The organism is Synechococcus lacustris str. Tous, from assembly GCF_003011125.1.
Lineage (GTDB): Bacteria > Cyanobacteriota > Cyanobacteriia > PCC-6307 > Cyanobiaceae > Synechococcus_D > Synechococcus_D lacustris.
In genome coordinates, this window is record NZ_PXVC01000043.1 from 1 (window position 1) to 17,918 (window position 17,918).

The 17,918-nt window shown below is 51.0% G+C and carries 18 protein-coding genes and 1 pseudogene; 11 read left to right on the forward strand and 8 right to left on the reverse strand.

Annotation, left to right across the window (positions count from 1 at the left end; translation table 11 throughout):
• Positions 1-181 (reverse strand): glycosyltransferase (locus C7K08_RS09085; protein WP_161955863.1); only part of this gene is annotated, 181 nt, incomplete at its 3' end.
• Positions 182-230: 49 nt separating this feature from the next.
• Between C7K08_RS09085 and C7K08_RS09090 the strand changes: the two genes are divergently transcribed.
• A complete protein-coding gene (locus C7K08_RS09090) occupies positions 231-980 on the forward strand; it encodes a hypothetical protein (protein ID WP_241537178.1) in 750 nt (249 codons plus the stop codon).
• Between the two features lie 38 nt (positions 981-1,018).
• On the forward strand, positions 1,019-1,183 hold the full coding sequence (locus C7K08_RS16000; RefSeq protein WP_162842900.1) for a hypothetical protein: 165 nt from the start codon (positions 1,019-1,021) through the stop codon (positions 1,181-1,183).
• Positions 1,184-1,321: 138 nt separating this feature from the next.
• On the opposite strand, the gene C7K08_RS09095 is transcribed toward C7K08_RS16000, so the two are convergent.
• Entirely contained in the window at positions 1,322-2,527 is a 1,206-nt protein-coding gene (locus C7K08_RS09095) for a phosphoglycerate kinase (RefSeq protein WP_106500319.1), read from the reverse strand.
• Between the two features lie 99 nt (positions 2,528-2,626).
• Between C7K08_RS09095 and C7K08_RS09100 the strand changes: the two genes are divergently transcribed.
• The 3 genes from C7K08_RS09100 to C7K08_RS09110 are packed head-to-tail and all read left to right on the forward strand — an operon-like array spanning position 2,627 to position 4,893.
• Positions 2,627-3,010, forward strand: coding sequence for a universal stress protein (locus C7K08_RS09100; RefSeq protein ID WP_106500320.1), 384 nt, complete (start codon positions 2,627-2,629; stop codon positions 3,008-3,010).
• Positions 3,010-3,903, forward strand: a complete 894-nt coding sequence (gene ylqF, locus C7K08_RS09105) for a ribosome biogenesis GTPase YlqF (RefSeq protein ID WP_106500321.1) — start codon at positions 3,010-3,012, stop codon at positions 3,901-3,903. The genes C7K08_RS09100 and ylqF overlap by 1 nt, the downstream gene beginning before the upstream one ends.
• Before the next feature lie 9 nt (positions 3,904-3,912).
• Positions 3,913-4,893 carry an RluA family pseudouridine synthase gene (locus tag C7K08_RS09110; RefSeq protein WP_106500322.1) on the forward strand — a complete coding sequence of 327 codons (981 nt, stop codon included), beginning with the start codon at positions 3,913-3,915 and terminating at the stop codon, positions 4,891-4,893.
• Here C7K08_RS09110 and C7K08_RS09115 read toward each other — a convergent pair.
• Entirely contained in the window at positions 4,861-6,363 is a 1,503-nt protein-coding gene (locus C7K08_RS09115) for an APC family permease (RefSeq protein WP_106500323.1), read from the reverse strand. The genes C7K08_RS09110 and C7K08_RS09115 overlap by 33 nt on opposite strands.
• 3 nt (positions 6,364-6,366) lie before the next feature.
• On the reverse strand, positions 6,367-7,974 hold the full coding sequence (locus C7K08_RS09120) for an ABC transporter ATP-binding protein (RefSeq protein ID WP_106500324.1): 1,608 nt from the start codon (positions 7,972-7,974) through the stop codon (positions 6,367-6,369).
• 71 nt (positions 7,975-8,045) lie between these two features.
• On the opposite strand from C7K08_RS09120, the gene C7K08_RS09125 reads away from it, so the two are divergent.
• The 3 genes from C7K08_RS09125 (at position 8,046) to mnmE (ending at position 12,088) form a co-directional block, all read left to right on the forward strand.
• On the forward strand, positions 8,046-10,334 hold the full coding sequence (locus C7K08_RS09125) for a RelA/SpoT family protein (protein WP_106500325.1): 2,289 nt from the start codon (positions 8,046-8,048) through the stop codon (positions 10,332-10,334).
• Positions 10,335-10,449: 115 nt separating this feature from the next.
• Positions 10,450-10,728, forward strand: a complete 279-nt coding sequence (locus tag C7K08_RS09130; protein ID WP_133165203.1) for a hypothetical protein — start codon at positions 10,450-10,452, stop codon at positions 10,726-10,728.
• Positions 10,721-12,088, forward strand: coding sequence for a tRNA uridine-5-carboxymethylaminomethyl(34) synthesis GTPase MnmE (gene mnmE, locus C7K08_RS09135; protein ID WP_106500327.1), 1,368 nt, complete (start codon positions 10,721-10,723; stop codon positions 12,086-12,088). The genes C7K08_RS09130 and mnmE overlap by 8 nt, the downstream gene beginning before the upstream one ends.
• A 64-nt stretch (positions 12,089-12,152) precedes the next feature.
• Here mnmE and C7K08_RS09140 read toward each other — a convergent pair whose 3' ends face one another.
• The 3 genes from C7K08_RS09140 to C7K08_RS09150 form a co-directional block, all read right to left on the reverse strand.
• Entirely contained in the window at positions 12,153-12,554 is a 402-nt protein-coding gene (locus C7K08_RS09140; protein WP_161955864.1) for a DM13 domain-containing protein, read from the reverse strand.
• A gap of 79 nt (positions 12,555-12,633) precedes the next feature.
• Positions 12,634-13,572 (reverse strand): DMT family transporter, encoded by a 939-nt coding sequence (locus C7K08_RS09145; RefSeq protein ID WP_106500329.1) that lies wholly within the window; start codon positions 13,570-13,572, stop codon positions 12,634-12,636.
• Entirely contained in the window at positions 13,569-14,276 is a 708-nt protein-coding gene (locus C7K08_RS09150; protein WP_106500330.1) for a DUF4079 domain-containing protein, read from the reverse strand. The genes C7K08_RS09145 and C7K08_RS09150 overlap by 4 nt, the downstream gene beginning before the upstream one ends.
• Before the next feature lie 305 nt (positions 14,277-14,581).
• On the opposite strand from C7K08_RS09150, the gene C7K08_RS09155 reads away from it, so the two are divergent.
• The 3 genes from C7K08_RS09155 to argS are packed head-to-tail and all read left to right on the forward strand — an operon-like array spanning position 14,582 to position 17,388.
• Complete coding sequence (locus tag C7K08_RS09155; protein WP_106500331.1) at positions 14,582-14,737, forward strand: DUF2256 domain-containing protein; 156 nt, start codon at positions 14,582-14,584, stop codon at positions 14,735-14,737.
• Positions 14,738-14,741: 4 nt separating this feature from the next.
• The gene (gene nadC, locus C7K08_RS09160; protein ID WP_241537179.1) at positions 14,742-15,617 is read left to right on the forward strand and encodes a carboxylating nicotinate-nucleotide diphosphorylase; all 876 of its coding nucleotides are present in this window, start codon (positions 14,742-14,744) and stop codon (positions 15,615-15,617) included.
• The gene (gene argS, locus C7K08_RS09165) at positions 15,598-17,388 is read left to right on the forward strand and encodes an arginine--tRNA ligase (protein WP_106500333.1); all 1,791 of its coding nucleotides are present in this window, start codon (positions 15,598-15,600) and stop codon (positions 17,386-17,388) included. The genes nadC and argS overlap by 20 nt, the downstream gene beginning before the upstream one ends.
• Positions 17,389-17,447: 59 nt before the next feature.
• Here argS and C7K08_RS16885 read toward each other — a convergent pair.
• A pseudogene (locus tag C7K08_RS16885) lies at positions 17,448-17,891 on the reverse strand (DUF1643 domain-containing protein); the annotation flags it as partial.
• Between the last annotated feature and the right edge of the window lie 27 nt (positions 17,892-17,918).

Sequence of the window (17,918 nt, forward strand, 5' to 3'; positions counted from 1 at the left end):
CCTGCAGCCCCCCCGCCCGCACCGTGTGCAGCGGGTAATGGGATGGCACCAGATCACGCTCCAAGCGATCTGGCACCCCAAGCCAGCTCACCTGCCAATCGATAGGCATTCGTTCCGCCACCGCCAGGGCGGGGAATAGGTGGCCACCGGTACCGCTGGCGGCGATCAAAAGCCGGGCCATGAACTTTGGGCAAGCGCCGCCTAACTTAAAGGGAGCTAATCAAGTTTTTGTGTTTGTTTCCCTGAGGCGTTTATTCCCCCACGCCCTTGGAGCATTAATCGCCCTATTGCCCGTGGCTGCGGCGCTGCCCAGGGCAGAAGCGCGTTTAAGTGATGATTTGGTGCGCGCCCTTGAAAACGCTCTCAATAGCAATAACAGCGCTGGCCTGAGCGGTTTGCTCGAGAAGGGCCCAGGCCTTAACCCCACTGGYTTGGAAAGCCGGCTGCAATTGCTGCGTCAAACCTTTAGTGATGCCCGCTGGCAATTAAATAGCGGCCCCGACCTAAAAGATGGACGCAGCACCCTTTTAGTGAAAGTAACCGGCAACCACCAGGAGGCTGGCCGCACTTTTCGGCTAGAGGCAAGCCAAAAATTAGCGGTGCAACAAAACGGCAAYAGGCTCAGCTCCCAAGAAATCCTTGGGGAGGAATCAATTYTKCGTAGTGGCAAAGCCAATTTGGCCGTAAGTGTGATCGCCCCCGAGGAGGTGCTCACGGGCCAGCGCTACGACTTCGATGTRGTRCTCGATCAACCGTTAAAAGATTCTGTTTTAGCGGGCGGAATCAGCGAACTTTCGCGGGAGGCAATCGCAAGTTTGCGCAGCCCCGACATCTCCCTTGGCGCCTTAAACGGCGGCGGTATTTTTAAAACAATCCAAGCCCCTTACAAACCAGGTAGYCAGTCTTGGGCGGTGCTGTTGATGCATCCAGAGGGCACCGTAAGCGTGAGCCGCATGGTGCGGGTGGTGGCCCGCCGTTAAAAAGTTCGTAACACTGCCGAGGCAATGGCTTGATCGGCATGGGGCCAACTTGGGTAAACAGCCCCGTGCTGATGGAAGCCCTGCTGCGCTACGAGCAGGGCTTGCTGCCCCAGCAGATGCGCCATTGGTTGCGGGCAGTGCTGGAAATAAACGATGAACAACCCCTAACGGGCGAGCAACAGGGCCAAGAGGAAAGCGCCTAGGCCCACCAACCACCACCAACTYCTTTTGCCACCAACCCAACGGCGGGGCYGCAACACCCCACCCTGCCGCCGCTGCCAAAACTTTTTCGACAGCTCCCTTTCCCGATCGGTAACCACAGCTGGGGACGCCTAAACGAATCAGGCGTCGTTTAGAGCTGCTACGCCAGGGAGCACCTTGCCCTCTAGTAGTTCAAGGCTGGCACCACCGCCGGTGGAGATGTGGCTCATTTTTTCRGCAACACCAACTTTTTCCACGGCTGCTACCGAATCACCACCGCCAATGATCGTGCAGCAACCCTTGCCGCTCAGCTCCGCCAAAGTGTGGGCAATCGCATTAGTGCCAGAGGCGAATTTATCGAATTCAAATACGCCCATGGGGCCATTCCAAATAACGGTTTTGCAATCGGCTAAAGCCGCTTGGAAAGYTTTAATTGAATCCGGCCCAATATCAAGGCCCATCCAACCATCGGGGATGGCATCAACCGCAACGGTTTGACTATTGGCATCGGGAGAAAAATTATCTGCCAACACCACATCTGTGGGAAGCAAGAGTTCAACTCCCTTGGCCTTGGCCTTGGCCTCTAATTCCTTAGCTAATTCGAGTTTGTCTTCCTCTACCAAACTCTTACCAACGGCTAAACCACGGGCTTTATAAAAAGTGAAAATCATGCCGCCGCCGATCAACACCTTGTCGCATTTATCRATTAAAGATTCCAAYACGCCAATCTTGCTGCTCACCTTGGAGCCACCAACAATTGCGGCYAGGGGGCGCTTTGGTTCATCGATGGCACCCTGCAAATATTGCAGTTCTTTTTCCATCAAATAACCAGCCACACTTGGCTTTAGGTGGGCGGTTACMCCCTCGGTTGAGGCATGGGCCCTATGGGCTGCACCAAAGGCATCATTCACATAAACATCAGCCAACTTGGCCAGCTGGGCTGCAAAACCAGGATCGTTCTTTTCCTCTTCTGCGAAAAAGCGAACATTTTCAAGAAGCACCACATCACCATTGGCCATGGCGGCCACCTTGGCTTCCGCATCTGCTCCAATGCAGCTATCGGTTTTAACAACAGGCTTAGCCAGCAGTTCACTTAAACGGGCTGCCACGGGCGTGAGGCGCATCGCTTCATTCACTTCRCCTTTAGGCCTACCGAAGTGGGCAGCAAGGATCACCTTGGCGCCCTTAGMGATCAAATCATTRATTGTTGGTAAGGCGGCGCGGATGCGGGTGTCGTCGCTGATGGCACCTGCTTCATCCAGGGGCACATTGAAATCAACCCGCACAAGCACGCGTTTTGCGCGCAACTCATCGGCGGTGAGAGCGGTGAGAGAGCGCTTAGCCATGGGATATGGGTAGGGGAACGCCGCTGAGATTAACGCCTAACCACTTGCCAGCGGCCAGTGGCGAGCTAGGACAAGGTATGTGTTGGTTCTGTGCATTCAATGTTCCGCACCATCCTTTTCCCCCTCGACCACAGCCGCACGGCCCTTGAAACCGCTGCCACCGTTCTCAAAATGGTGCARCAACACAACAGCAGGCTCGTRTTGCTTTCAGTGGTAGACAGCAATGACACCACCATGGCCAACCCCGATGGGGTTGCTCAGCTGCTGCAACAAGCCCACGACACCTTTGAACGGGCTGGCATCAGCTGCGAGGTAATCGAGCGTGAAGGCAAGGCCGCTTTTGTGATTGGTGATGTGGCAGATGAAATCGAAGCCGACCTGATCGTGATGGGCACCCGCGGCATCAGCCTTGAAAATGACCAACAAAGCACCGCCGCCCGGGTGATTCAACTGGCCCCCTGCGCAGTGTTGGTGGTGCCCTAATGCTCAGTAGTGCCGCTCCGGCGATCCAGTGGTATCCGGGCCACATCGCCAAGGCGGAAAGGGCCCTRAATGGCCATCTGGCCAAGGTGGATCTGGTGATCGAGGTGCGTGATGCCCGCATCCCCACAGCCACTGGCCATCCACGCTTACAGCGTTGGATAAAAGACAAAAAACACCTGTTGGTGTTGAACCGTCGCGACATGGTTAGCAAGGAAGCCCAGCAGCARTGGGATGCCTGGTTTCGCGAGCAAGGCCAAACCCCATGGTGGTGCGACGCCAAGGTGGGAACAGGTGTAAAACAACTTCAACAGGCAGCCATTCGTGCTGGCCACAGCCTCAATAGCCGCAGGGCGGAGCGGGATATGAAACCACGGCCCGTGCGGGCCTTGATGCTTGGCTTCCCCAACGTGGGTAAATCAGCCCTRATCAACCGTTTAGTGCGGCAGAAAGTGGTGGATAGCGCCCGCCGGGCAGGCGTAACACGCAGTTTGCGTTGGGTGCGGCTTGGCCAAGATCTCGATCTACTCGATGCTCCAGGTGTTTTACCGCCGCGCTTGGATGATCAAATGGCCGCCCTAAGGCTTGCCCTATGCGACGACATCGGCCAAGCGGCCTACGACTCGGAAGCGGTGGCAAAGGCCTTCATCAAAATGATCACTAAYTTGCAAACAACCCCAGCAGCTGGCGTGCCKCCGGGGCTATTGCAAAAGCGCTACGGCTTACCACTGGCTGCTTTGGCCACTGGGGCACCTGATGTGGAGGGCTGGTTTGAAGCTGCCGCCCAACGTCACACCGGTGGCGACAGCCTGCGCATGGCAACRAAACTGCTTGATGATTTCCGTGGCGCTCGCCTAGGGGCCATTGCCTTGGAGTTGCCTGAGATATGCCCTTAGCTTTCAACTATGGCTAAAGCAGAGAGCAGGTTGGAATTTGGCCAGGGGGAGGGGGAATTGTTAGCTCTCAGCTATCCCAAGCCCCTACCGATGCGGCTTGATCGCTGGTTGGTAAGCCAAAGGCCCGAACAGAGCAGGGCACGAATTCAAAAATTTATTGATKSCGGCTATGTGCGGGTRAATGGTGTTACCGGCCAAGCCAAAACACCCTTGCGCCTTGGCGATTGCGTGGAGCTATGGATGCCGCCGCCGGAACCKCTGGAATACCTAAAACCAGAGGCGATGCCCCTTGATGTGTTGTTTGAAGATGCCCATCTGATCGTGCTYAATAAACCAGCTGGCATMACGGTGCATCCGGCGCCGGGCAATAAAAGCGGAACCTTGGTAAATGGTTTATTGCACCACTGCCCTGATCTACCAGGCATCGGCGGCGAAATGCGGCCTGGGATCGTGCATCGCCTTGATAAAGACACCACCGGCTGCATCGTGATTGCAAAAAGCCAAGAGGCGTTRGTGAAATTACAAATTCAAATTCAACAACGGATTGCCAGTCGTGAATATTTGGGAGTTGTTCATGGGGCACCAAATGCCGCTGAAGGCACTGTGGTGGGYGCCATTGGTMGSCATCCGGTAGAYCGTAAAAAATATGCGGTTGTTGCCGATGAACAGGGTCGCTACGCCTGCACCCACTGGCAGCTACTGGAGCGATTCGGCGACTATTCCCTTTTGCGTTTCAAGCTCGACACCGGCCGCACCCACCAAATTCGGGTGCACTGCGCCCATATGGGTCATCCAATGGTGGGCGACGCCACCTACAGCCGTTGTCGCAAACTGCCGGTGGATCTAGCCGGGCAAGCCCTGCATGCGGTGGAGCTGGGCTTAAACCATCCTGTTACGGGRGAAAGGATGGTGCTTAAGGCACCCCTGCCGGAAAGCTTTGAGAATTTACTCAAAGCATTAAGACCCAAGCTGCACCATCGCGTGGGGTGATGGTTGATCCAAACGCGTGCGCACTGCCCAAGGGAAAACCGAGAGGCCAAAAGCAGCCAACACAAAAAGCTGCCAAGCCTCAGTTAAAGGAAACAAACGATCAGCTCCAAAAAGATAGGAGGCACATCCAATAACAATTAAATAAACAAACCACCAAATAGCTGATTTAATTTCCACTTCATTCCGCCGTTTTGCTAACAAATAAATGCAGGCAGGCACAAGAATCAGTGGCAACGCCACTTGCAAACTATCCCAACCACACCAAAAGRTTGCCCAGGTGGCAAGAACRAATGCCAAAGGGCATAAATATTCGGCTGCAGGTAATTTGTAAGGCCTTAAAACCTGAGGCGCTTGTTCACGTAAAGCAATCAAACTAACTGGCCCCATGGCAAGGGAAATAACTAAAGCCGAGGTAATAAAACCAACGGCCTTAGACCAACTGGCTCCGCCTTGAAGTAAGAGCAAACCAATTAAAACAGTTGCAACCAATGCCAGAGAAGGCACCCCCGCCCTGTTGATTTTAGTAAAAGCTGCTGGCAGCAAACCGCAGCGGGCCATCATCCAGTTCACTCTTGCTGCGGTACCCATRTATGCCATTGAGGTGGCGCTGGGTGAAACCACAGCATCGGTAATTAATAAATTAGCTAGCCAACTAAAACCACCCCCCAAAGCAACCGCCACCAGTGGGCCMCCATGGGCAGTTAATTGCAAACCACTCCAACCATTAGCGAGCAACGCYGGAGGTACTGCCACAAGGAAAGCAAATTGCAAAACAAGATAAATAAACAGAGAAATTCCTAAACCACAAGCCATGGCCAGGGGCACATCGCGCTGGGGATGGCGCGATTCACCTGCGAGATCCATGGCGGTGCGAAAACCCAGCAAACTAAATAAAATTCCACCGGTACTTAAAGCATCAAGTATGCCCTTCTGTTGATAACCTGCCACCTGTAAATTACCCCAGTGGCCAGCACCAAATATCAAGGCAATAGAAACAGCTAAGGGCACCAGTAATTTCCAAATTGTTAGGCTATCTATCCAGCGGGCCAAGGTTGCTACTCCAGCCAGATTTATCCAGCCAAATAGCAGTAATAAGCATGGTCCTCCATAACTTGCAAGCCATGGAAAACTGCCACCCAAATATTGAACTGTTGCCATCACTTCAATGGCAGGCAGGGCKAGATAACCAAGCCATGCTGTCCAACCACCAATAAAACCAGCGGTGCGGCCATGGGTGAGCAGTGGAATCTGCGCCAAGGCACCGGAACTACTCACCAAGGCACCAAGTTCAGCAAAAACCAAGGCGATCAAAAATGCCATAGCCCCGCCMGCCAACCAACTAAATAGGCTGGCTGGYCCTGCTAACTGAGCCGTTAAATAAGGGGCAAATAACCAGCCAGAACCGATGGTGCTGGTAACCACGGCCATCACCAAGCTGAATAGGGATAGGCGCCTTTGCAGTTCAGCCATGGCTCACACCAACTGGGGTAGCCGCGGGCAGGCCGCAACCAATTCACGGGTAATTGCGGCTTCAGGCTGGTGCAACARCAGATCCCCTGGCCCCTCTTCCACGATCTTGCCTTGGTCTAAAACAATTAGGCGGTGGCAGAAACCACTTGCCACCCCTAAATCATGGGTAACAAAAATGATTCCTAAGCCAAATTGTTGCTGTAAATCCCGCAGTAATTGCAAAACATCTGCCTGCACCTCTGCATCCAACATGCTCACTGATTCATCACAAAGCAACACGCTGGGTTTTAAAACCAAGGCCCTGGCAATCGCCACCCGCTGTTGTTGACCGCCCGATAATTCCCGCGGCAATCGGTTAGCAAATCCAGCTGCTAAACCAACTGCTTCCATCAGTGCTACGGCCTGGCTGCGGGCCCCAGCCTTCGAAGCCAAGCCATGGATCAAGAGGGGATCAGCGATTGCATCCTGCACCGCCATGGCTGGGTTCAGGCAAGCCAAAGGATCTTGAAAAACCATTTGCACGCGTTGGCGAGCAAGGCGYAGTTCTTTWCCCCGCAGSTGYTGAAGGTCTCTGCCCTGCAGCAACACGGAGCCGCCTCKCAARCTATTCAAACCGATTAAGGCGCGGCACAGGGTRCTTTTGCCACAGCCGGAAGGACCAACCACCCCAAGGGTTTCAGCGGCATGAAGGCGAAAATTCACCCCATCAATTGATTTRAGCCACCTGCGGCGCCATGGCAGTGAAGCCAAGCGATGCCAACAGCGCAATTGATGCACCTCCAGCAGCACAGCTGTGGCCGCAAGGGGCGGGGTGCCGCTGCCTTCCCGCAGCCGTGCGGCGGCCACAAGCCGTTTACTCAGGGGTTGCTTTGGATTGGTTAGCACCTGCTCTGAAGTAGCCAATTCCAGCAAACTTCCTCGCTCCATCACTGCCATCTGGCCACACCAGGTGCCGGCCATGGCTAGGTCGTGGCTGATCAACAAAAGGGCACTGCCCAGCTCTTCRCAAAGGCCGCATAGTTCGGCCATTACCTGWGCTGCCACTGCCACATCAAGGCTGGTGGTGGGTTCGTCGGCGATTACAAGCGGCGGATTTAAGGCCATCGCAAGGGCGATCGCCACCCGTTGACGCATGCCACCACTGAATTCGTGGGGATARCTATTGAAACGYTCCACTGTGATGCCCACCCGTTSCAACAATTGCTCTGCCCTTTGGCGCACCTGCTCCCTCAGCCAGCCAGGCCGATGGGCCCGCAAGGTATCGCTGATGTGTTCGCCGATGCTTAACAAAGGATTTAGGCGAGTCATGGGGTCTTGGAACACCAAACCCACCGCTTCACCTCGCAAGCGATTTAGGGCCCTAGGGCCCAAGGTGCGGGGATCCTGGCCGCACAGCAGCAGGCCGCCAGCGGTTCTACTGCCAGGGGGCAAAAGTTGTAAAACAGCCCTCGCCACGGTGCTTTTGCCACAGCCCGAAGGCCCCACCAGGGCAAGCCGCTCCCCCCGTTGCARGCTGAGATTTAAACCCTGCAGGGTGGGTTCAGCCGTGTGGGGATAAGCCACCACCAACTGATCAAGTTGGAGCACCATCGAATTAGCGGCGGCTTCCATTGAGGATTAAAGCTTTGGTATTGGGGTTTTGTAGCCGTTGCTGAATAGCATGGCTTCAATCTGAAGGATCGATGCTCGAAGCCGCCGATCGAGGTGTGTGTATTGCAACGGCACCACTGCCGCAAAAATCCTGCGGCCCTTGCAACTACAACATTCCCTTGCCGGAATGGCTCGAGMATTGCCTTGCCAATGTGCCTGCTGGGCGRGGCGATAGCTGCCCCACCGACCCAGAAGCAYTGCTGGCGCTTTCATTTGATTTTGCCTACCAGCTGCACAGCGGCCAGGTAAGGGCCAGTGGCGAGCCATACATCATCCATCCCGTAGCGGTAGCTGATCTGCTGAGGGATATCGGCGGCAGCGCTGCGGTAATCGCTGCGGGTTTTTTACATGATGTGGTGGAAGATACAGGCGTAACACCAAACGAAATCGAAGCTCGTTTTGGCGCTGAAGTGAGAGGGTTAGTAGAAGGTGTAACAAAATTAGGGGGTATACATTTCACTAATCGCACAGAAGCACAGGCGGAAAATCTACGCAAAATGTTTTTGGCTATGGCAAGCGATATTCGCGTTGTTTTAGTGAAATTAGCCGATCGATTACACAATATGCGTACCCTAGGTGCCCTGCAGCCTGATAAACAGGTAAGGATCGCAACAGAAACCCGTGATATTTATGCACCGCTTGCCAATCGATTAGGGATTGGACGCTTTAAGTGGGAATTAGAAGATCTGGCTTTCAAAGTATTAGAGCCACTATCCTTCCGTGAGATACAACAGGAGGTGGCCAGCAAGCGCAGCGATCGAGAGGATCGATTAGCAACAACTGTGCAGCTATTAAAAAGCAGGCTTGATGCGGCTGGAATCAAGGGCTGCGATGTGGTTGGCCGCCCAAAACATCTATATGGCATCTGGAGCAAGATGCAGCGCCAGCAGAAGGCATTCCATGAGATATACGACGTTGCCGCCTTAAGAATAGTTACCTCCTCGGTGGAAAATTGCTACCGCGCCTTAGCCGTGTTGCACGATACATTTAGACCAATACCTGGACGCTTTAAAGATTACATAGGCCTACCAAAACCAAATGGTTATCAGTCGCTACATACGGCTGTAATYGGTAGGCATCGACCAATTGAAGTTCAGATCCGCACAGCCGATATGCACCATGTAGCCGAATATGGCATCGCCGCCCATTGGAAATACAAAGAGGGTGGTTCACCCGCCGATGGCGATGAAATGGCTCGTTTCAATTGGCTAMGACAGCTGGTGGATTGGCAAAAGGAGGCCGCTGGTGAAGACCATAACGATTATTTAAAATCAATTAAAGAAGATTTATTTGAYGAAGAGGTTTTTGTTTTTACACCCAAAGGAGATGTGGTGGGTTTGCGCAAAGGYTCMACAGCCGTAGATTTCGCCTATCGCATCCACAGCGAAGTGGGCAATCATTGCCAAGGCGTAAGAATAAACGATCGTCTTTGCAATCTCACAACGCCGCTACAAAATGGTGATTTTGTTCAAATAGTAACCAGCAAAAATGCTCACCCCAGCCTGGATTGGTTGAATTTTGTTGCCACGCCAACGGCGCGGGAAAGAATTCGCCAATGGTATAAACGCAGCCATCGAGAACAAAATATCCTTAGGGGTAAAGAAATCCTTGAACGCGAACTTGGYCGTGATGGGCTGGAAAGCTTGCTCCATGGCGAGGCGATGGCTCGTGTTACCAAGCGCTGCAATCTCGCAAATGTTGATGATCTTTTAGCCGCCTTAGGTTTCGGTGGTGTTACCCAGCATCAAGTTACCAATCGCCTGCGGGAAGAGCTGCGTTTACAGGAGGAAGCAGCMGCACCAGAAGTTAGCAATGAAGAACTAGCAAAGAGYCTTTCTGAACACTCAGATCTTSCCAGTGGTAGCACCAATGGGATTCCAATCCTTGGYTTGGAAGGCYTGGAATAYCGCCTAGGTGGTTGCTGCTGCCCCCTGCCGGGTGAGGTGATCATGGGGGCGGTGGCCCTTGGTAACCATGGCATCACAATTCACCGCCAAGACTGCAGCAATTTGGCTCAAACACCAGCTGAAAGGCGCCTGCCAGTGCGCTGGAATCCCAATAGCTCTGAACATCGCCGCACCTAYCCCACCCAATTGCGAATCGAAGTGTTAGATAGAGTTGGCATATTAAAAGATATCCTCACCCAACTATCAGATAGTCGCATCAACGTTAGTGATGCCAGAGTTCGCACTGCATTTGGCAAGCCWGCCAGRATAGATCTACGYATCGARCTCAGCAGTTGCAGTCAATTGCAAACAACCATTGGCCAGATTCGCTCCATGGCTGATGTGCTCAACATCGCCCGTACTGGCATTGGCTAAACTAATCACTCTAAATAACAACCGCMGGCTAGCATCGCTGGGTTTATSTTTTAATTTRCTTGCMTTTATTGCCTGCGCATTTGCCATACAAMTTKCAATAACAAAACCAGATCAGTTGCACATCACAACCTTTGTGGTGGCCCTTGCCGGCTGGCTACCCGCCCTGATYATTGGAACAATTGCCTGCTGGGCCCTGCTGCTGAGGCGCCGCTGGGGAATTGTTTTGGCGCTTGTTGCCCTGGGCCTACAACTACTMACGGTGGTTCCCTACGGCATAGTGCGAACGGTGCTGCTGCCAGGAAATCGAATTCTGTGCGCCAGCCTRAGCGGATTATTTTTAAGCGTTGGCGTAGTTCTAATTATTTATTGGTCGCTGGCGCTACGCCATGAATAACAGCAACAGCACAATTGCAGCAGTGGCAACGGCTGTTGCCCCAGGTGAAGGCAGTGTGGCAATTGTGCGTATTAGTGGGCCCMAAGCTGAAACGATAGGCAAGCAACTTTTTGTTTGCGCCGGCCATCAAGAATGGGAAAGCCATCGGGTGCTTTATGGCCATGTGGTGGAACCAAGCAGTGGCGAACGCATCGATGAAGCGCTGCTGCTTTTAATGCGTGCACCCCGCAGCTTCACCCGTGAAACCGTTGTGGAACTCCATTGTCATGGYGGTGTAGTAGTTGTRCAACGGGTGCTGGATCTGGTGCTAGCCGCTGGYGCCGAACGGGCCAAGGCAGGGGAATTTAGCCAAAGGGCATTTCTTAATGGTCGCTTAGATCTCACTCGGGCYGAAGCACTAATTGATCTAATCACGGCCCGCAGTGGGCGCGCTGCCCAACTAGCAATGGCGGGGCTTTCTGGTGGMGTGCAAGAAAAAATAGAAGCGCTWAGGCAACGGCTTCTGGATCAATTAGCTGAATTAGAGGCGCGGGTTGATTTTGAAGAAGATCTACCAAGCCTAAATCCGCAAGCGGTTACTGCAGARCTAAAGAATGTTGCAGAGGAAATGCAATTATTGATAACAGCTGCYAACCAAGGGCAAATGCTCAGGGAGGGGTTGCGGGTGGCAATTGTGGGGCAACCCAATGTGGGCAAGAGCAGTTTACTTAATCGCCTATGTGGAAATGAAAGGGCGATAGTTAGCGATCAAGCCGGCACCACCCGCGACCTCCTGGATATTGAATTAGTTATTGAGGGTGTTCCCATCACCTTGCTTGATACAGCTGGCATTCGCGCAAGCCAAGACAAGGTAGAACAACTGGGTATTGAACGCAGCCGCAGGGCCCTAACAAATGCKGATGTGGTTATATTAATGTTTAATATAAATGCAGGTTGGAATTCTGCAGATGAAMATCTAAAGCTTGAAATACCTGAARAAATTCCACTGCTACTAGTTGGCAATAAAATTGATTTAGGCAAAGCAGATTGCAACAAACTCAAYGCAATAAATGCCCTCGAAATCAGCGCCGAAAAGGGAATTGGCATTGATAATYTAAAAAAGCAATTACTACTTAGCTGCGGTTATTGCCTGGATAATAGCGGCATTCARCTGGCATTAAACCGCCGCCAACAAGATTTAACTAAAGCTGCAGCRAAGGCATTAGATGGCTGCTTTGCTGCAGCCCATAATCAATTGCCCTGGGATTTTTGGACAATAGATTTACGCGAAGCTATTGCACATTTAGGCGAAATTACCGGTGCTGAGATATCAGAAGCAGTGCTTGATCGCGTATTCTCAAAATTTTGCATAGGCAAATAAAWATACATACCCCCTTCGGGGGTATGTATATAAACCMAATCTATTTTTAAATCTATTTCTGAATCTATTTAAGTGGYGCCCAAGCCATGGTGGCATTAGCTTGCTTACACCAGATCAACACAGAACCGCTGGCGTTTATATCAACACCGGCTGGCAGGGTATAGGTTTGTGCGCCGTTATAGCTCTTTAGTGGAGCCACTTGTGTGTAGGAACCAGGGGTAAGTGGATAGCTAGGAGCCTTRAGAGTTTTCAGAGGGGYGGAAGACTTAAGCAACACAACCTGTAAGGCAGGTGCCTTTGGATTGGTGCTGAAATCTTTACTAAAAACCAAAGTAGTTTTATYTCCCTCATGGCCCACTGTTACGGTGCCAGTAACGGGAGCTTCAGCTTTTTGCAACGCTATTGCAGTTCCATGGGGGGCAGCAATCAGGGCAGCGGGTGCCAGGGCRCCTAAGCCGAGGGCCAAGGCAAAAATGGAGCTAGATTTGAACATGGGTGGRGAAGTGGTAGTGRTTAMCCCATGCAGYATAGCTAGCAATCAAACACTAAACTCTWAGGTTTGGTTTTGTTGAAAATTGCATGGCTAATATYGCARCAAGAATAATCACAGCCCCAACGATACTTTGCCACTGCAGTGGCTCAGCCAATAATATTGATGCCGCTGCAATGGCCACAAGAATAGTGAGGGAAGACCAAAAGCTCACGGTTATAACCCCCAGTTTTTCATAGCACATCATCAATGTGAATACACTCCCCAAACTGATGGTAATTGCATAGGCRCCTATCACACCYAAAACCCACCAAATCCGCAAATAAYAAAAATGGGAAGGGCCATAGATCAAGAGGGCAATTATCCCRAACGCCACAGCGGCAGCCAAACTATTTACCCCAATAGTGAGCCCCACACCAAAACCCCTCTGGGCGGTGATGCGATTAAGAATGCCACTGAAWGATAGGGAAATCACACCAAGCAATCCCCACAAAATTCCAGCCGTTTGATTTGCCATTGCCATAGGCAAACTACTTTCGCCATAGTTCGCCATAAATAAACCAATACTAATTAGAAAAATACTAATCGCAAAAAAACGCGGAAATTGCTCCTTTAGYAAAAGATTAGCAAGTATTACGGTGCAGGGAAGCGTAAGGCTAAACAAAAGAGTTTGCTGCACCACCGTGAGATGGGAAAGGGCGAAAAAAAACGCAACTGGCCCYAGGAAGAAACCRCTGAAACTTTGAAGCATGAGCAACAAACGATCATTCTTTTGCAAGCGTGGCAAGCTCATCACAAGAGCATTTTTGTCGTATAGCACCATCGCTAGCCCGCACACCAGGCTAGAGAAAAAGAAAACATTGCAAAAACTAATTACCTCTGCCCCACCGGAACTATGGGTGATTGAGCCGGCCCGCTGCAGGGCTTTTAAAATTGTACTATCGCTTCCMCGTAAAATTATGAAGATTGCAAGCAGTGCAAAGCCAGATTTCATTTAATTAAAGCTGCTGGCGCAACACATTTATGGGTTAACCAATCACAGGTAGCAAGGGCAGGTTTCTGCCAATGYAGAGGTATTTCCAAAAGATCACGGGTGCCAGTAATACCTTGAACCACAAATAACAAGGCCGCCAACACATTGGCCGCCACATGGATTCTGCGCCAACGCAATTGACGCAGAATTTCATTTTTTGCCCCTARCGAAAACAACATCAAACCMACCACTGCCACCCCYGCCCAATAGTGGGATTGCCAGAACTCGGGTTTAAATGGATTATCACCCAAACGGAAAACCTCAGGCTGAGCGCCTAAACCAATAACCCCSGCCCAGGTGATAAAAGCAAAACTAAAACGCATYGMTTGGCTGCTAGATCGCCAGAGGGCAAGTAAACAAACCACTGTGCCAACGAGAACAAGCAGCAGCTCCAYAAGCCGTGCTGGGCCACCAACAAATTGATTAAGGGGTTTATCCGTTGCAATAACTACTGTGAGGGCAACAAGCGAAATTAAAACAACACCTAGGGCCAACCATTGGCCTAAATCGTTGTGCTCACTGCCCGTGGTRRCRGGCAGGCGGGCAGTTCCCARGCGCCGCTGGCGGGTTTGCACGCCGAGCCTCAATACAACACCAATTAAGGGATAAATCAAAACCACCGCAAGAAATGGATGCAAAATCCAAAGCCAATCGATGGTTTCCACAATTTAAAAGCAGCACYTATTCAGGATTGTTGCCYGAAAGCATTCGGTCAAGTGCAGAGATTGGTTTTAAAGCTTTAATTTAACTTGCGCATGCAGCTTGGTGGCRCAGGTGCCRCATACCCCGGCCYTACAGGCTRAGTTCAGGGTCTTCACCGCTCCAAGTAGAACTGTTACCTACCGAACAAACAGAAAAAATAGTAAAACGACTAGATACATATGATCGCTATTTCCAACTAGGTGCAATTTCATTGCTTTTTGTTATTAGCATTGAAGCTTGGCTCCATTAAYGCTGATCCAATTTCACTATGCCGCACCACCTCAATAGACCCACCAAGATCTGCAAAGTTTGCGGMCTTAGTTTTCAATGGCGCAAAAAATGGGAACATGTATGGGAAGACGTGTTGTATTGCTCGGAAAAGTGCCGCCGAAATCGCAACCAGATCAAACAAACTTCGCCTTAATCCTTTGGCTCACCTAGCCCTCACCCCTGCATTGCAGCAGCAGCTGCAGCAATGGCTAAATGAAGATCTGGGCCGTGGTGATCTCACAGCTGCAGCCTTGGCTAGTAGCAACGGTGAGGCCCGCTGGCTCGCCAAACAGGCAGGTGTGTTTTGCGGCGGTCAGTTAGCCAAAACACTATTTCAAATGCTTGATCCCCAGGCAAAGGTGGAATTGCTGGTAAGTGATGGAGAAAAGATTGCTGCTGGCCAGTGTTTGATTGCCCTTGGGGGCAAGGCCAGCGCCTTGGTGGGGGCAGAACGCACTGCCCTAAACCTGGCGATGCACCTTTCCGGCATTGCCACCGCCACAGCWGCACTGGTGGAGCAACTAGTTGGCACAGGGGTACGCCTTGCCGATACCCGTAAAACCACCCCAGGGTTGAGGGTKTTTGAGAAATATGCAGTGCGTTGTGGTGGTGGCACCAACCACAGGCTTGGCCTTGATGATGCCGCCATGCTTAAGGAAAATCATCTCGCTTGGGGTGGCGGCATAAACCAAGCGGTGGCGGCCGTTAGAAACTCAGCTCCATGGCCCGCCAGGGTGATTGTGGAAGCYGAAACAGCCGCGGAAGCAAACGCTGCTGTGCAAGCTGGCGCCGATGCAGTTTTATTRGATGAATTCAAGCTTGATGAGCTGCAGCAATTGGTGCCGCAACTAAGGGCCCTGGCTGCAGCCAGGGGAGTGCCCATATGGCTTGAGGCAAGCGGAGTAAAYCCAAACCATTTGCAGGGCTATGCCAACACCGGCATTGATCTGATCTCCACCAGTGCTGCCATCACCCGCAGCCCCTGGCTAGACATAAGCATGCGTTTTAGTGCCAATGCTGCAAATTGCCCATAGCCTTCAGCAACAACTCAAGGCTGCAATTGCACGGGCATTCCCCCAAGCTGCTGCCGATGGAGAAGAACTTGATCCMGCCCTTGGCCCCGCCAGCAAACCGGAATTTGGTGATTTTCAAGCCAATGGYGCCCTRGGCCTAGCCAAGCGTTTGGGCAAACCACCGCGCTTAATCGCCGAGGCCATCGCCGCTCAAMTACAGCTTGATGACACTTTTAAGCAGCTCTGCGAACCAGTTCAAATAGCAGGACCTGGTTTTTTAAATCTCACGCTTAAAGCTGAAGTATTGGCAGCTGAGCTCCATGGCCGCCTGGAAGATCCACGCCTTGGCGTTGAAAAAGTTATAAACGAAATAAACAATTCGGCAACAATTATTGTTGATTTTTCAAGCCCCAATATCGCCAAGGAAATGCATGTGGGTCACCTGCGTTCCACGATCATTGGTGATTGCATAGCGCGGGTGCTGGAATTTCGCGGCTATCGAGTATTAMGGTTGAATCATGTGGGGGATTGGGGTACACAATTCGGCATGTTAATCAGCCAGCTGAAGCAGGTTGCCCCAGAGGCCCTCAACACTGCTGATGCCATTGATTTAGGCGATCTAGTTACATTTTATCGGGAGGCAAAACAAMGGTTTGATAACGATTCTGAATTTCAAACAATCTCGAGGGAGGAGGTTGTTAAATTACAAGCTGGAGATCCAGTATCCCTAAAGGCATGGGGTTTGTTATGCGAGCAATCACGCAAAGAGTTCCAGAAAATATATGATACTTTAGATATTAACCTGCAAGARCGCGGTGAATCATTCTACAACCCTAAATTACAGGATGTTGTAGATGATTTAAATAGGCAAGGCCTGCTCGTAACCGATGATGGCGCCCGCTGTGTATTTCTCGAGGGGATGCTGGGTAAGGAGGGAAAACCWCTGCCATTAATCGTGCAAAAAAGCGACGGTGGTTTTAACTACGCCACCACYGATCTAGCTGCAATTCGTTATCGATTAGGGGCAGATGGTGATGCCGCAACACGGGTTATTTATGTTACGGATGCGGGGCAAGCAAATCACTTTAGCGCCGTTTTTCAGGTGGCAAAAAGGGCTGGCTGGATTCCTGCTGAGGCAACAGTTGAACACGTACCGTTTGGCTTGGTGCAGGGTGTTGATGGCAAAAAACTAAAAACCAGATCTGGMGACACCATCCGCCTAAAAGATTTATTAGAGGAGGCWATTGAACATTGTGGCACAAACCTACGCAACCGATTAAATGAAGAAGATCGCAATGAATCAGAAGATTTCATTCAACATGTAGCCACAACTGTGGGCATTGCAGCTGTTAAATATGCCGACTTAAGTACAAACAGAATCACCAATTATCAATTTAGTTTTGAACGCATGTTAGCCCTCAATGGAAATACCGCTCCCTATTTACTATATGCTGCCGTGCGAATCAAAGGGATCGCCCGCAAAGGGGGAAGCCTCGATGGCGCAACGCCGGATAAACTAATTTTCACAGAGCCACAAGAGTGGGCRTTAGCCARACAATTATTACAATTGGATGTGATCATAAGCGACGTTGAAACCGAACTACTACCAAAYCGTTTATGCAATTATCTTTTTGAATTAAGCCAAAGTTTTAACCGTTTTTATGATCAAGTTCCAGTGTTAAAAGCAGAGGAGCCCGCCAGAAGTTCTCGGCTTGCACTTTGCAATCTCTGCGCCAATACCCTAGAGCTAGGCCTACAACTACTTGGCATCCAAACCCTGGAGCGAATGTAGCCTTTTATATCAAAAGTAGAAAACTCCCATAGATAGTTTAAACGCGATGGATGCCTTGGATGGCCGGCTTTKGTGAGGGGTCCAAAATGCAACCAACCAACTTGTTTTCCAGCAACCCTTTGCAGCATTTCAATCAATGTTAATCCAAAAAATTGCCTTGCTAAAATTCCTTCCCCCCAGGCCAACCACACCGCTGGAGATGGGCTAGAGATTAAAAAACTTACAATCAAATCCAGATTAGAGTTGAATGTTTTGGCTTGATACCTATGGGGCAAATCATTAATCTGAGTTGAGCGTATTGAGCAAAGATTTAACATCAGATATCCATCAAACCCAGCATTATTTGCAACCTTTTCAACCCTCTTAATCGTGGGATCTGCCTCTGCATTAGTGGCGGTGCTGGGATTCAAACCAATAACAAACAACATTCTTTTACCACTTTTGCCCAGGGCTAAACGCATTTTATTATTGCAATCATTTACGTATATGTTGTGCAGATTCATATCCTCAATGGCTTAGCTTGTTAAAAG